This window comes from Nocardia sp. NPDC056564 (assembly GCF_042793755.1).
In the GTDB taxonomy this organism is placed as follows: domain Bacteria; phylum Actinomycetota; class Actinomycetes; order Mycobacteriales; family Mycobacteriaceae; genus Nocardia.
On sequence record NZ_JBHTUR010000003.1, the window covers coordinates 348,274 to 360,802 of the forward strand.

Genomic DNA, 12,529 nt, shown 5'->3' on the forward strand with positions numbered 1-12,529 from the left:
AGGACGCGCTGATCGGTGAGCCCTCCGCGGGTCCGCGGGCCGGGTAGCGTCGGCAGCGTGCCGGATCTGTTCGAGACGCGACTGTCCCGACGGTGGCGGGTGCTGCTGGTCGCGTGCACACTCGCCACGGTCGCGCCGATGGCGCTGCTCATCCCGCAGCCCGCGCTCACCCCGGCCGGTCGGGTCGCCGCGCTCGCGCTGGCGGCCTGCCAGGTCGCGGTCGTCTGGTGGATGGATCGCAGGCCATTGCTCGTCACCCTGGTCTCGCTGTTCATCGGCGCCACCCTGGAATTGATGCATCTGCCACTGGGGCCGGGCGTCGCCCTGATCGTGCTGACGACCCTCGCCTGGTTGCGCCCGGCCCGAATTTCGCTGTGGGGACTCGGCGCGGCGGTCGGACTCTTCGCCGCCGCACTCGGCGCCAGCGGCAGCTGGTTGCCCGCGCTGCTCTGGTCCGGCGCCGCGGCGCTGGCGTGGAGTTGGGGCGCGCTCGGCCGAGCGAGATCGGCCCGGCGCGAGTCCGAGGCGCGCCGCATGGTGTTGCAGGAGCGAGCGCGGATCACCCGTGAACTCCACGACGTGCTCGCCCACACCGTCTCGCTCATGGTGTTGCAGGCCGCTGCGGCCAACGATGTCTTCGACACCCATCCGGACAAGGCGAAGCTGGCCATCGAGGCGGTCGAGGACGTCGGCAGGCAAGCCCTCGACGAGGTGCGCAGGCTGCTCGGGGTGATCGGCGACGATCGCGACCACACCGCGGCCGCGCCCGGCCTCGACGACCTGGACCGACTGGCCGAGACCATCTCGAAGGCGGGCGTCGAGGTGACCGTGCACCGGCACGGAAGCATCGATGTCGCGCCGGTGGTCGCGGAATCGGCGTACCGGATCGTGCAGGAATCGTTGACCAATGTCCTGCGCCATGCCGGGGCGAAGCAGGCCGAACTCGACATCCGGGTCGTCAGCGGACAACTCGTCGTGACGGTCACCGACACCGGTGGCGGCGGCGACCGCCACCCCCACGGCGGCGGTCGCGGACTCGACGGAATGCGCCAGCGCGCAACCCAATTGGGTGGCCGGCTGGAGGCGGGACCGTCGCCGGACGGCGGCTTCCGGGTCGCGGCGTGGCTACCCGCCCACGGGCACCGCTAGCGCCCGGTCGCGACGCGAACGACCTGGTCGCGGTCCCGTCCGGTGGTGCCAGCACCACCGGAAAGAGAGGGGCCTGCCGGATAGCTGAGCCACCCGGATTTCTCATACCGTGACTGCGTCCGCAACAGAAGGGAATCGTTTTGCGCATCCGGGTATGGGATCGATCGCTGGCCACGGTACTGGTCACCGGAGCAGTGGTCGCCGCCATGGCGACGTCATGCAGTTCCACGGGAACGGATCGAGTCGAGCCCGTTATCGGCGCGGCCGATCGAGCGAAAATCACTGCGGCCCTGAACGATCTGGTCGCGGTAGACCACCTGCCCGGCGCCCAGATCGTGGTCACCGATCACGATCGGGTCTGGACCGCGAACGCGGGGACGGGCGACCGCGAGCAGGGCACCCCCTTCCCGGACGACGCCCGCGTCCGGATCGCCAGTAACACAAAGGTATTCGTGTCCACCGTCATGCTGCAATTGGTGGCCGAGGGCAAGGTCGATCTGGACGGTCCGGTGGAACGCTATCTACCGGGTGTCGTGCACGGCCCCGGCATCGACGGGAATCGGATCACCATCCGGAACATGTTGCAGCACAACAGCGGAATTCCCGAATACGCGGCAGAGTTCGGCACGACGCCCGAACCGGGGCAGATTTCCACGCACAACGAGCAAGTCCGTTGGGGCCGAACGGATATCGCCGAAGTGGTGCGCAACGCCCTCACCGCGCCCGCCGATTTCGAACCCGGCGCGCAGTGGGCATACTCCAACACCAACTACGCCCTCGCCGGGATGGTGATCGAGAAGGTCACCGGGAATTCGCTCGGCGCGGAGATCACCCACCGCATCATCGAGCCGCTCGGCCTGCACGGCACCTACTATCCGGACCCGGACGAAACCACGATCCGCGGCCCGCACCCCCGCGGCTACGCCGAGATCGACGGCGCCCTGGTCGATTACACCGACCAGAACGTCACCTCGGCCGGCGCGGCCGGCGCGATGGTCTCCACCGGCGCCGATCTCAATCGCTTCTTCACCGCGCTCCTCGACGGAAGGCTGCTCCCGCCTGCCCAACTGGCCGAGATGAAAACCACCGTCCCCCTGCCGGTTACCGGCCCGCCGGCCGGCTACGGCCTCGGCATCATGCAGAGTCAGCTCCCCTGCGGCAAGGACAGCTGGGGCCACGGCGGCGACATCGACGGTTTCGAGACCCGCGGCGGCGTCACCGCCGACGGCCGCTCCGTCACCGTCATCGCCAACCAGGTCCCCACCACCCCGCAGCCCACCCGCGACATCAACCAACTCGTCGAAACCGCCCTCTGCGCGGCGAACTGAACCCGGTTGCCGCCCCGTCGACGGGACAGGGGCGCGACTGCCGGTTGCCCTGCGGCCGGGCGCGATCCGAACCCCGAGCGGTGCCGGTCCGGTACCGTTCGGGCCATGTCCGAGCAGCACGGCGCGCAGGCAGAGGACTCGAGGACGTATACCTGGGAGGTCGTGGGTCTCGGGGCGGAGGGGGAGTCGGTGGTCGATGCCGGGATGGGCGAGCTCGGGTTTCCCGACCCGTCCACCGGTCGTACCTGCGGGAATCACATCGAGGTGGGGACGGCGGTGCTGGACCGGGTGGCGGCGGACCTCCTGGTCGACCATCGGAACGCGGTGCTGGACGCACGCCTCGACGGCGAGCCGGATCCCGCCCCTGCCCCGACCCGGCTGACGCTGGCCGTGCGCGATCACGCAGGCGTCGAAAAGCTCTCGGCAACGGCGGCTTTGGCCTATCCAACGGTCACCGTCGAGGACTTCGACACCTACCGCGCGCAGCTCGCGCAGGCCGAGAAGCACGAGCAGCGGCGGCGGGAACGGCGCGACCGGGCGATCGCCGCGGGCACCTCGGCTCCGCCGGCGACACCGGTCGATCCCCGCCTCGCCGGCCTCATCCTGAATCTGCGCGTCGAGGCCGAAACCGTGCGTCAGGAAGTCCCCGACCCCGATCACTGCCGGGAGCAACTCGCGCTCGCGCAGCACACCGTGCGAACCGCCACCGAGGCGGCGGCCCGCGCGCGACGAGCAGGCGCGCCGAGCGAGGTCGAACATGCCACCGCGATCATCGCCCGCTGGACGCCGCGGATCGACCGCTGGGCCGCCTTCCTCGAACTGACCACCGAGGCCTACGCCGACGCGGATGCCGTCGACGCCCTGGCGGACCGCCTCGGCCTGCAACCGCCGTCCGACCGATAGCCGCTGGTCACAGCCCCGCGCGGAACCAAGTTCCGCCCACCGCGTTTGAGGTCCGCAGCACCGGGAATCGCCGAGTTGACCCCAGCGCCCAGCTACCGGAGGCTTCGACATGGCACAGTCGCGCACCGCCACCCAACCGGCTCTCATCGACAACATCCACGGCGCGCTCCTGGCAATCCTGCTGATGGTGACGATCGGTGCGTTCGGCCTGTTCTGCGCGCTCACCGCCGCGTTCCCGTACTGACCCGCGGACGCTCGGCCGCGCACCGACGCCGGGTCGGGAGGTGCGGCCGATCACCAGGTCAGCGGGCGCTGCCGAGGTGCTGATCCTCGGCCTGCCCGGCGAGCATGGTGGTGGTTTCGATGATCTGCCGGAAGCGGCCGTCGGCGGCGAATTCGGCGAACACCAGGACCTCGAAAGCCGCTGCGCTGCCGTCGATCTTGGTGGCATGCACGGTGTGCCGGTCGGCATAGCGATCGCCGTCGACGAATTCGTCGTGCACCTCGACGTGGCCGCCGGCGAGCACGCCGCGCAGGTGCGTGATGTGGTCGGCGAATTCCGCGCGGTCGCTCCAGACGCCGTCGGTGCGCTGCCGGTAGTCGTCGGCGAAGTGCCGGGCGACGGCGGCGGCGACGTCGAGCTCCCGGTCGAACAGCAGGTCGTTCAGGGCTGCGGCGATATTGGTGGTCATTTCTGGCTCCTTCGATCATGTGCGTGCATTGTGCACGCATATGACAGTACCGCATATGCGTGCTCGATGCACGCTATTCTGGGACCTATGACAGGACAGGGAGTCGGTGCCCACGTCGCCGAGGCGATCGCCGAGTTGCTGCGCAGGCGAACCAGGGAGGGCATCTATGCCGAGCTCACGGAGGGACTCGGTCCGGAGGTGGACGCGGCGACCTACCCGGTACTCAGCGCGCTCGGCCGGTTCGGCCCACGCAGCGCGGCCGCGCTGGCCGCCGAGATCGGCCTGGATCGATCGGTGACCAGCCGGCACGCGTCCCGGCTGGAGCGGGCGGATCTGGTGCGGCGCTCCCCCGACCCGGACGACGCGCGAGCCACCCTGCTGACCCTGACCGAGGACGGACAGCGGGCGGTCCGGGTGATGCGCGAGCGGCTCGCGCGACGCTTCGATCAGCAGTTGGCCGGCTGGCCCGCGGACGAGGCGCGAGCGTTCGCCGCCGCACTGACCCGCTTCGTCCGCGAGGAACCGTTCGGCTGAACCGGCTTGCCGCTCAGGCGATCACGGCCCGGCCGGTGCTCTCCCGGACCCGCAGGCGGGCGGGCAGCACGACCCGCTGCACCGGGAACTCCGCACCGGCGATCCGCCGCAGCAGCAATTCGGTTGCCTGCCTGCCGATTTCGTAACTCGGCTGCTCGACGAGGGTGATCGGCGGCGCGAATCCCGCCCAGCTCATCTCGTCGAACCCGGCCAGCAGGATGTCTCCGGGGAAGGTGACCCCGGCATCGGCGAGCGCATGCAGGGCGCCCGCCATCATCAGGTTGTTGCCGACGAACAATCCGTCGGGCCGGTCGGGCAAGGCGAGAATCGCGCGCGCCGCGGCCCGCCCGCCGTCGATGCGATAGTCACCGCGCAGTTCGAGGTCCGGGTCGAGCTCGATTCCGGCCTGGCGCAACGCGGCTCGATACCCGCTGAGCCGCCCGGTTGCCGTCGACGCGTGCGGCGGTCCGGTGATCATCGCGATCCGCTTGCAGCCTGCCGCGATGAGGTGGTCGACGGCCTCCTTGGCCGCCCGCTGATTGTTGACGGTCACGCTGTCCACGTCGGCCGAGCGCAGCCGCCGATCGATCGCGACCACCGGGATACCCCGGTCGGTGAGCGTGCCGATCCGGCTGTTCGCGGCGGAGGCCGGAGCCAGCACCACCCCTGCCATTCGTTCGGCGGCGGCGACCTCCAGATACCGCTGCTCCTTGTCCAGGCTCTCGTCCGAATTGGCCAGCACCACCGAGTAATCCCGCTCGCTCGCAGCGTCTTCCACGCCGCGGGCGAGCGCGGTGAAGAACGGGTTCTGGATGTCGGTGATGATCAAACCGAGCACCCTGGTCGCCCGGGTGCGCAACGATCTGGCCTGGCTGTTAGGCCGATAGCTGAGCTTGTCGACCGCGGCCCGCACCCGCTCGCGCAGCTCCGGCGCGACCCGCGCATCGGCGTTGAGCACCCGCGAGACGGTCGCCGGGGACACCCCGGCCAGTGCCGCGACGTCGCGAATCGTCACCGTCGCCATCTGCGGGCTACCACCCTTCGATCCCTGGCCCGGCTCGCGATCCGGGAAAACGATTTCCCATAGCGCGGTCGAGAATTGCTGGTGGCAACTGTAGCCGAGAAGATTGCGCGCTCAACGGTCTTGACGGTTCGCCGACTCGAAATTTAGGGTGACAGAAATCGATTTCTGAGACCGACGTCACATCCCGTGGATCAGTCGCTCGCGGCAGCCACCCGTTGACGAGGGGGGAGCCAGCCCCGTGACCGGTACCGATGGCCACGCGCCGTTGCTCGCCATGCGCGGCATCGTCAAGGAATTCCCCGGGGTGAAAGCGCTACGCGGAGTGGAGCTCACCCTGCGCCAGGGCGAGGTGCTGGCGCTGCTCGGCGAAAACGGCGCGGGGAAGTCGACTTTGATGAACGTGCTGGCCGGCGTGTTCGCCCCCGACGCGGGCAGCATCGAAATCGCCGGCCGCCCCGTGCATCTGCGCTCCCCGAAGGACGCGGCCCGGCACGGCGTCGCGATGATCCACCAGGAACTGAACCTGGTGCCGGAGCTGTCCATCGCCGACAACCTCTTCCTCGGCCAGGAACGACGCACCGCCTGGGGCACGCTGGCCCGCGCGGACATGGACGCCCGCACCGGCGAACTGCTGGCCCGGGTCGGCCTGGATCTGAAGCCGCGCAGGCTGGTTCGGCAATGCCGCCTCGCCGAGCAGCAGCTCATCGAGGTCGCCAAGGCGCTCAACCACGACCTGAAGATCCTGGTGATGGACGAGCCGACCTCTGCCCTCACCGAGGCGGAGGTGGAACGGCTGTTCGCCGTCATTCGCAATCTGACCGGCCACGGGGTCGGCGTCATCTACATCTCGCACCGGATCGAGGAGCTGGAGGAGATCGCCGACACCGTCACCGTGCTGCGCGACGGCGCCTACGTGGCCCAGCGGCCGATGCGGGGCACCCGGCGGACCGAACTCATCCAGCTGATGGTCGGGCGTCCGCTCGGTGAACTGTTCCCACGCGGCGCGCAGCAGCACGCGGGCGGGCAGGTGCGGCTGACCGTCGAACATCTGACGACCGCGCCTGCCGTGGACAGCGACGCGGTTGCCCTGCACGACCTGTCCTTCGAAGTCGCCGAGGGTGAGATCGTCGGGCTGGCCGGATTGATGGGGGCCGGGCGAAGCGAGGTGCTCGAGGCCCTCTACGGCGCCGCCACCGGGGTCAGCGCGACGATCACCCTCGCAGGCCGGCGCTACCGGCCACGCAGTCCGCGGCATGCCATCGAGCGCGGCATCGCACTCGTCGCCGAGGACCGCAAGGCGCAGAGCCTGATGCTGGCCAACACCGTGCGCTTCAATGCCTCGCTCGCCGCCCTGAATCGCTATCTGCGCCCATGGCGGACGGTCGACGCGAAGCGCGAGCGCGCCGCGGTCACGGCGAAAGTCGCTGAGCTGAAGGTGAAGACCGCCTCGCTGGCCACCGTCGTCGACACGCTGTCCGGTGGCAATCAGCAGAAGGTCGTGCTCGCCAAGTGCCTGCTCACCCATCCGTCGGTGCTGCTGATGGACGAGCCGACCCGCGGCATCGACGTCGGCGCGAAGGCGGAGGTGCACGCGCTGATGGACGAGCTGGCCCGGCAGGGCGCGGCGATCCTCGCGGTGTCCTCGGAACTGCTCGAACTGATCGGCATGTGCGACCGCATCCTCGTGCTCTGCGAGGGCAGGCTGACCGGAGAGTTCCATCGAGATCCTGCCCGCGGCGCGCCCTTCGACCAGGAGGCGATCCTCGCGGCGGCGATGGCCAGGGCGCCCGCCATCGGCGTGCGAACCGGAACAGGTTGAGGCCGAACCGGAAACAACCCCAGCCGACGCAGTGCGACCCTCAGGACCCAGAATGACGGACAGCAAGCCTCCGGCCGATGATCAGCGTTCCGCGGCATCGGCGATCTGGTCGCGCATCACCCGGCTGACGCCCTATCTGGGTGCCGCCCAGGGATATATCGGTCTGCTGCTGGTGATTCTGATCGGCATCAGCACCAAGGGGCAGTACTTCTGGAACCAGACCAACATCACCAACGCGATCACGGCGTTCTCCTCCCGCGGCATTCTCGCGGTCGGCGTGACCCTGGTGATCATCACCGCCGGCATCGATCTGTCCGTGGGATCGATCCTCGGCATCGGCTCGATGACCGCCGCGATGCTGCTGGTGCACCACAGCCTGAGCCCCTGGCTGATCGTCCCGGCGTGCGCGCTGGTGGGCGCGTTCTTCGGGCTGTGCAACGGGCTCGGCACCACCGTGCTGCGGATCCAGTCGTTCGTGATGACGCTGGCCATGTTGTCGGTGGTCCGCGGCATCGACAGACAGGTGTCGGGCAATGTCGCCGTTGGCACGGCGGTCTACGACGAGAACGGGCACCTCACACCCACCGCGTCCGAGTTCGCGCTGCTCGGCACGCCCGGCCACACCCTGTTCAAGGGCACCTGGCTGCCGCTGTTCGGCACCGCCGGAATCTCCTATCCGGTGCTCGCCTTCGTCGCCGTCTGCGTCGTGACCCAGCTGGTCCTGTCCAAGACCACGTTCGGCAGGCACATCTACGCGGTCGGCGGTAACCCCACTGCCGCAAGGCTTTCCGGCGTCAACGTAACGCTGGTGATCATCGCGGTATTCACCTTGTCCGGCCTGCTGGCCGGCTTCGCCGGACCGATCGACGCCGCGTACCGGGCGTCCGGAGATCCGTTGGCGGGCACCGGTTACGAGCTGGACGCCATCGCCGCCGCGGTGATCGGCGGCGCCAGCCTGGCCGGCGGAAAGGGCGCCATCACCGGCACTTTCGTCGGCGCGCTGATCCTCACCCTGCTCGACAACGTGCTCGGCCTGAACGCGGTCAGCGACAATGCCCAGCTGATCATCAAGGGCCTGATCGTCGTGGTGGCCGTGGTGCTGCAACGGCCGGGCTTCTTCCGCGGTCTCACCGGACCGCTGGCCCGCCGGCTACCCCGCGGGCCGGGCGATCGACGCCCGCACGAAAGCAGCGGCACCTGATGCCGTTTCGCGACCCCGGCCGCGAGGCCGAAGTCGTTGCCCACCACCTGTTTCCAGGAGTGAAAATGCGATCCATCCGCCGCACAGTTCTCACCGCGGTCGCGCTGTGTACGACGGCCGTGGCCGCCGCGGCCTGCGCGTCCAACCCGCCGAGCCCGTCGGACGGCGGCCAATTCGTCATCGGCTATTCGCAATCCAACAACGCCGAGCCCTACCGAGCCCAGCTCAACCTGCAATTGCAGTACTTCGCCAAGCAGCACCCCGACCTGAAGCTGCTCCCGATCACCGATGCGCACCAGGACAGCGCGACGCAGGTGAGCCAGGTGCAGACCTTCATCCAGCAGAAGGTCAACGCGCTCATCGTCTCGCCCAACGAACCGGCCCCGCTCACCGCCGCGGTGCAGCAGGCGTGCGACGCCAAGATCCCAGTGATCATCCTGGACCGCAACGTCAATACCGACTGCTACGACGCGTTCATCGGCGGCGACAACTACCTCATCGGCAAGCTCGCCGGGGAGGCCGCGGTACAGGCGCTGCCCAACGGCGGCAATGTCGTCGAGCTGCGCGGCATTCTGTCCGATCACCCACAGATCGACCGCGACAAGGGTTTCCGGGACGCGATCGCCGGTCACAACATCACCATCATCGAGGACCAGGAGGCGAAATGGCTGAAAGCCAACGCCACCACGGTGACTCAGCAATGGCTGTCCAAGGGGGACAAGATCGACCTCGTCTACGCGCACAACGACGACATGGCGCTCGGCGCCCAGCTCGCCATTCAAGGGGCGGGCAAGGCCGGTGCGATCCAGATCATCGGCATCGACGGGCTCGCCATTCCGACCGGCGGTATTCGCGCCGTGCAGAACGGGCAGTTGCTCACGACGTTCGTCTATCCGACCGGCGCCGAGCAGGCGGTCGCCACCTTGGAGAAGCTGCTGCACCAGCAACCGGTGGAGAAGAAGCAGGTCTTGGACACGATGCGGGTGACGCCGGCCAATGCGGCGCAGCTCTATCAGCAGTACGACATGTCCGACAAGCTGGGCAAATAACACCGGATAGCCGTCCCGGTTCGCGCTCGGTTGTGTAACACGCTGGCCGCCAGCGCGATTCAACCCATGCGAGGGACGGGACAGTACCATGTACGAACTGCGACGACGGCAACCGTGGCGACTATGGCAGCTGTGTTGGGTGGGGCGACTATGGCGATTAGTGCTGTTCTGCCGGATATTGGGCCTGCGATTTGTGTCGGCGTTGCTCGGTACGGCGGCACTGGGGGTGATCATCGGCGGGGTGCTGCTCTTCGACTTCCACGACCCGGCGCCCGACCCGCACTGGCGGGTGTGCACGGAGCCGATCATCAAACCGCCGCCCGCGGATTCGCCGTGCCAGGACAACCGGCCGCCCGCGCCGCACCGCTAACCGCGCCCGGCGTTCCGGGCGGTGCCGCGATGAGCGGGCACCGTGGCCGGGTCTTCCGGCCAGGCGTGTTTGGGGTAGCGGCCCCGCAGGTCCGCGCGAACCTGAAGCCAGCCGGTGCGCCAGAAAGAGGCCAAGTCCGCGGTCACCGCGACGGGACGTTGCGCGGGTGAGAGCAGATGCAGCACGACGGGGACGCGGCCATCGGCGAGGCGTGGGGCATCGGTCCAGCCGAAGACCTCCTGCACCTTGACCGCGAGCACCGGAGGGTCGGACGAGTAGTCGAGGCGGGGGTGGCTGCCGGAGGGGACCGCGAGGCGTTCCGGGGCGAGTTCGTCCAGGCGGGTGGCATCCGGCCAGGGCAGTAGCCGGCGCAGCGCCGGTCCGGCGTCGATGCGTTCGAGGTCGACGCGTTTGCGGGTGGTGGCGAGTTCGGGGCCGAGCCAGGTGTCGGCCGCGGCGAGCAGCGAGTCGTCATCGACCGCGGGCCACGGTTCACCGAGGGTGCGGTGCAGGAATTCGAGGCGCTGACGCAAGGCGATCGCGTCGGGATTCCAGCGGAGCAGGGTGAGTCCGGTCGAGCGCAATCCGTCACGTATCGCCGCGCCGAGCAATTCGCGGTCGGGATCGCGAATGGGCTTCTCCGACAGCACGATCGCGCCCAGGCGTTCGACCCGGCGGGCGACCACGTCGCCGTCGGTCCAGGCGACCTCGTCGGCGGTCGTCAGCAGGTTCGACGCGGCCCGGCGGGCCAGTTGCTCGTCGGCGACCGCGGCCGATCGGATCCACCCGTCGGAACGGCCCGGATCCCGGGTGGCCACGCCGACCGCCAGCCACTCCGCGTCGCCGAGGCCCGAGCCGTGCGGCAGCGTTACGGCGGTTCCGCCGGCCATCAGATAGCTCGTGGAGCCCGGTCCACGCCGCCGGGCCAGCCGCTCCGGATGTGCCAGTGCGACAACGAGAGCCGGATCGTCGGCGCCGTCCGCCGGATCGACCAGCCGGGCCAGTCGCTCGACCTCCCTGCGCCAGCGTGCCGGCCGCTCGCGGCGCAGCGCGCGCAGCCCGGCCGTGAGATCGACTCCGGCGATGAGGGTGTCGTCGTCGAGGACGGTGACCACCTCGGCCGCTGCCCGCGCGCCGACCTCGGGTGCTCCGTCGAGCAATGCTCGCGCCAACCGCGGGTGCAGGCCGATCCGGGCGATGGCTCGGCCGCGGGCGGTGACCGCGCCGTCGCCGTCCACGGCGCCCAACGCGCGCAACACTTCCCGGCCCGCGGCCAGACCGCCGGGTGGCGGCGGATCCCACCAGGCGAGGCCGTGACCGTCCGCGGTACCCCAGCAGGCGAGTTCCAGGGCCAGCCGGGTCAGATCCGCCGTGCGGATCTCCGGCTCCGGATAGGCGGGCAGTGTGCTGTGCTCGTATTCCGGCCAGCAGCGCCAGACCCGACCGGCGGCCTCACGTCCGGCGCGTCCGGCGCGCTGCGCGGCGACGGCCGCCGAGACACGAACTGTCGCAAGGCCGGACAGCCCGCGGCCCCGGTCGATGCGGGGCACCCGGGCCAGCCCCGAGTCGACCACCGCCCGGACGCCGGGCACCGTCAAACTGGACTCCGCCACCGCCGTGGACAGCACCACTCGCCGTCGCGAACCCGGGCGCAATGCGGTGTCTTGTCCTGCGGCAGTGAGTCGCCCGTGCAACGGAACCACATCGACGTCGCGCACATCATCCAGAAGCGTTGTGGTCCGGCGGATTTCGGCAGCGCCGGGCAGGAAGACGAGGACGTCTCCTTCGGTTTCGGCGAGCGCGGTCCGGGTGGCGCGGGCTACCTGCGCTTCGATCCGTTCCCGGGGCAACGACGGGACGTAGGTCGTCTCCACCGGAAACGCCCGCCCCTGGACCGCCACCACCGGCGCCGCTTCCTCCCCGCCCAGCAGCACCGAAAGTCGCTCCGCCGCAACGGTTGCGGATGTAGCGAGCACGCGAAGGTCGGGCCGGAGTCCGGCCCTGGCATCGAGCAGCAACGCCAGCAGCAGATCCGCGTCGAGATGCCGCTCGTGGCATTCGTCGAGCACCACCACGTCCACCCCGGCCAACTCCGGGTCGCCCTGCAACCGCCGCACCAGCAAGCCCGACGTCACGACCTCGACCCGCGTCGCCTCCCCCACTCGCCGATCCCCGCGAACCGAATACCCGACCGTCTCCCCCACCGGCTCGCCCAGCAGCGCGGCCATCCGCCCGGCCGCCGCACGGGCCGCCAACCGCCGCGGCTCGGCGACCAGCACCCGCCCCGTGGTCCCCGCCGCCAACGCCAGCGGGACCAAGGTCGTCTTGCCCGTCCCGGGCGGCGCGACCAGCACGGCGGTCTCGTGCTCGGCCAGGGTCGCGACGATTCGATCGAGCGCGCCGCGGACCGGCAGATCGGGAAGTTCCGGCAGTTTCATTACCGAACAGTCTGCAACCTCG

The 12,529-nt window shown here is 69.7% G+C and carries 12 protein-coding genes; 9 read left to right on the forward strand and 3 right to left on the reverse strand.

Features of this window, described 5'->3' with window-relative positions:
* Nucleotides 1-57: 57 nt before the first annotated feature.
* The 4 genes from ACFQ9K_RS09420 (at nucleotide 58) to ACFQ9K_RS09435 (ending at nucleotide 3,624) form a co-directional block, all read left to right on the forward strand.
* Entirely contained in the window at nucleotides 58-1,149 is a 1,092-nt protein-coding gene (locus ACFQ9K_RS09420) for a histidine kinase (protein WP_378983029.1), read from the forward strand.
* A gap of 140 nt (nucleotides 1,150-1,289) precedes the next feature.
* On the forward strand, nucleotides 1,290-2,477 hold the full coding sequence (locus tag ACFQ9K_RS09425; RefSeq protein ID WP_378721161.1) for a serine hydrolase domain-containing protein: 1,188 nt from the start codon (nucleotides 1,290-1,292) through the stop codon (nucleotides 2,475-2,477).
* 105 nt (nucleotides 2,478-2,582) lie between these two features.
* On the forward strand, nucleotides 2,583-3,380 hold the full coding sequence (locus ACFQ9K_RS09430) for a hypothetical protein (RefSeq protein ID WP_378721158.1): 798 nt from the start codon (nucleotides 2,583-2,585) through the stop codon (nucleotides 3,378-3,380).
* Between the two features lie 109 nt (nucleotides 3,381-3,489).
* Nucleotides 3,490-3,624 (forward strand): hypothetical protein, encoded by a 135-nt coding sequence (locus tag ACFQ9K_RS09435; protein WP_378721157.1) that lies wholly within the window; start codon nucleotides 3,490-3,492, stop codon nucleotides 3,622-3,624.
* A 58-nt stretch (nucleotides 3,625-3,682) separates the two neighbouring features.
* Here ACFQ9K_RS09435 and ACFQ9K_RS09440 read toward each other — a convergent pair whose 3' ends face one another.
* On the reverse strand, nucleotides 3,683-4,072 hold the full coding sequence (locus ACFQ9K_RS09440) for a nuclear transport factor 2 family protein (RefSeq protein WP_378721155.1): 390 nt from the start codon (nucleotides 4,070-4,072) through the stop codon (nucleotides 3,683-3,685).
* An 87-nt stretch (nucleotides 4,073-4,159) separates the two neighbouring features.
* On the opposite strand from ACFQ9K_RS09440, the gene ACFQ9K_RS09445 reads away from it, so the two are divergent.
* A complete protein-coding gene (locus tag ACFQ9K_RS09445; protein ID WP_378721154.1) occupies nucleotides 4,160-4,606 on the forward strand; it encodes a MarR family winged helix-turn-helix transcriptional regulator in 447 nt (148 codons plus the stop codon).
* A 13-nt stretch (nucleotides 4,607-4,619) separates the two neighbouring features.
* On the opposite strand, the gene ACFQ9K_RS09450 is transcribed toward ACFQ9K_RS09445, so the two are convergent.
* Nucleotides 4,620-5,630: a LacI family DNA-binding transcriptional regulator gene (locus tag ACFQ9K_RS09450; protein ID WP_378721153.1), complete on the reverse strand. Its 1,011-nt coding sequence runs from the start codon at nucleotides 5,628-5,630 to the stop codon at nucleotides 4,620-4,622.
* A 238-nt stretch (nucleotides 5,631-5,868) separates the two neighbouring features.
* Between ACFQ9K_RS09450 and ACFQ9K_RS09455 the strand changes: the two genes are divergently transcribed.
* From ACFQ9K_RS09455 to ACFQ9K_RS09470, 4 genes are all read left to right on the forward strand, one after another.
* A complete protein-coding gene (locus tag ACFQ9K_RS09455) occupies nucleotides 5,869-7,449 on the forward strand; it encodes a sugar ABC transporter ATP-binding protein (RefSeq protein WP_378721152.1) in 1,581 nt (526 codons plus the stop codon).
* A 52-nt stretch (nucleotides 7,450-7,501) separates the two neighbouring features.
* Nucleotides 7,502-8,650: an ABC transporter permease gene (locus ACFQ9K_RS09460; RefSeq protein WP_378721151.1), complete on the forward strand. Its 1,149-nt coding sequence runs from the start codon at nucleotides 7,502-7,504 to the stop codon at nucleotides 8,648-8,650.
* A 65-nt stretch (nucleotides 8,651-8,715) separates the two neighbouring features.
* Nucleotides 8,716-9,699, forward strand: coding sequence for a substrate-binding domain-containing protein (locus ACFQ9K_RS09465; protein WP_378721150.1), 984 nt, complete (start codon nucleotides 8,716-8,718; stop codon nucleotides 9,697-9,699).
* A gap of 178 nt (nucleotides 9,700-9,877) precedes the next feature.
* Nucleotides 9,878-10,069 (forward strand): hypothetical protein, encoded by a 192-nt coding sequence (locus tag ACFQ9K_RS09470; protein WP_378721149.1) that lies wholly within the window; start codon nucleotides 9,878-9,880, stop codon nucleotides 10,067-10,069.
* Here the strand turns inward: ACFQ9K_RS09470 and hrpB are convergent.
* A complete protein-coding gene (gene hrpB, locus ACFQ9K_RS09475; protein WP_378721148.1) occupies nucleotides 10,066-12,507 on the reverse strand; it encodes an ATP-dependent helicase HrpB in 2,442 nt (813 codons plus the stop codon). The genes ACFQ9K_RS09470 and hrpB overlap by 4 nt on opposite strands.
* Between the last annotated feature and the right edge of the window lie 22 nt (nucleotides 12,508-12,529).

Bases quoted from the DNA above. Each gene is read 5' to 3' on its own strand.
- ACFQ9K_RS09430 (WP_378721158.1), top strand. From the start codon at position 2,583: ATGTCCGAGCAGCACGGCGCGCAGGCAGAGGACTCGAGGACGTATACC.
- ACFQ9K_RS09435 (WP_378721157.1), top strand. From the start codon at position 3,490: ATGGCACAGTCGCGCACCGCCACCCAACCGGCTCTCATCGACAACATC.
- ACFQ9K_RS09440 (WP_378721155.1), bottom strand. From the start codon at position 4,072: ATGACCACCAATATCGCCGCAGCCCTGAACGACCTGCTGTTCGACCGG.
- ACFQ9K_RS09445 (WP_378721154.1), top strand. From the start codon at position 4,160: ATGACAGGACAGGGAGTCGGTGCCCACGTCGCCGAGGCGATCGCCGAG.
- ACFQ9K_RS09450 (WP_378721153.1), bottom strand. From the start codon at position 5,630: ATGGCGACGGTGACGATTCGCGACGTCGCGGCACTGGCCGGGGTGTCC.
- ACFQ9K_RS09460 (WP_378721151.1), top strand. From the start codon at position 7,502: ATGACGGACAGCAAGCCTCCGGCCGATGATCAGCGTTCCGCGGCATCG.
- ACFQ9K_RS09465 (WP_378721150.1), top strand. From the start codon at position 8,716: ATGCGATCCATCCGCCGCACAGTTCTCACCGCGGTCGCGCTGTGTACG.
- hrpB (WP_378721148.1), bottom strand. From the start codon at position 12,507: ATGAAACTGCCGGAACTTCCCGATCTGCCGGTCCGCGGCGCGCTCGAT.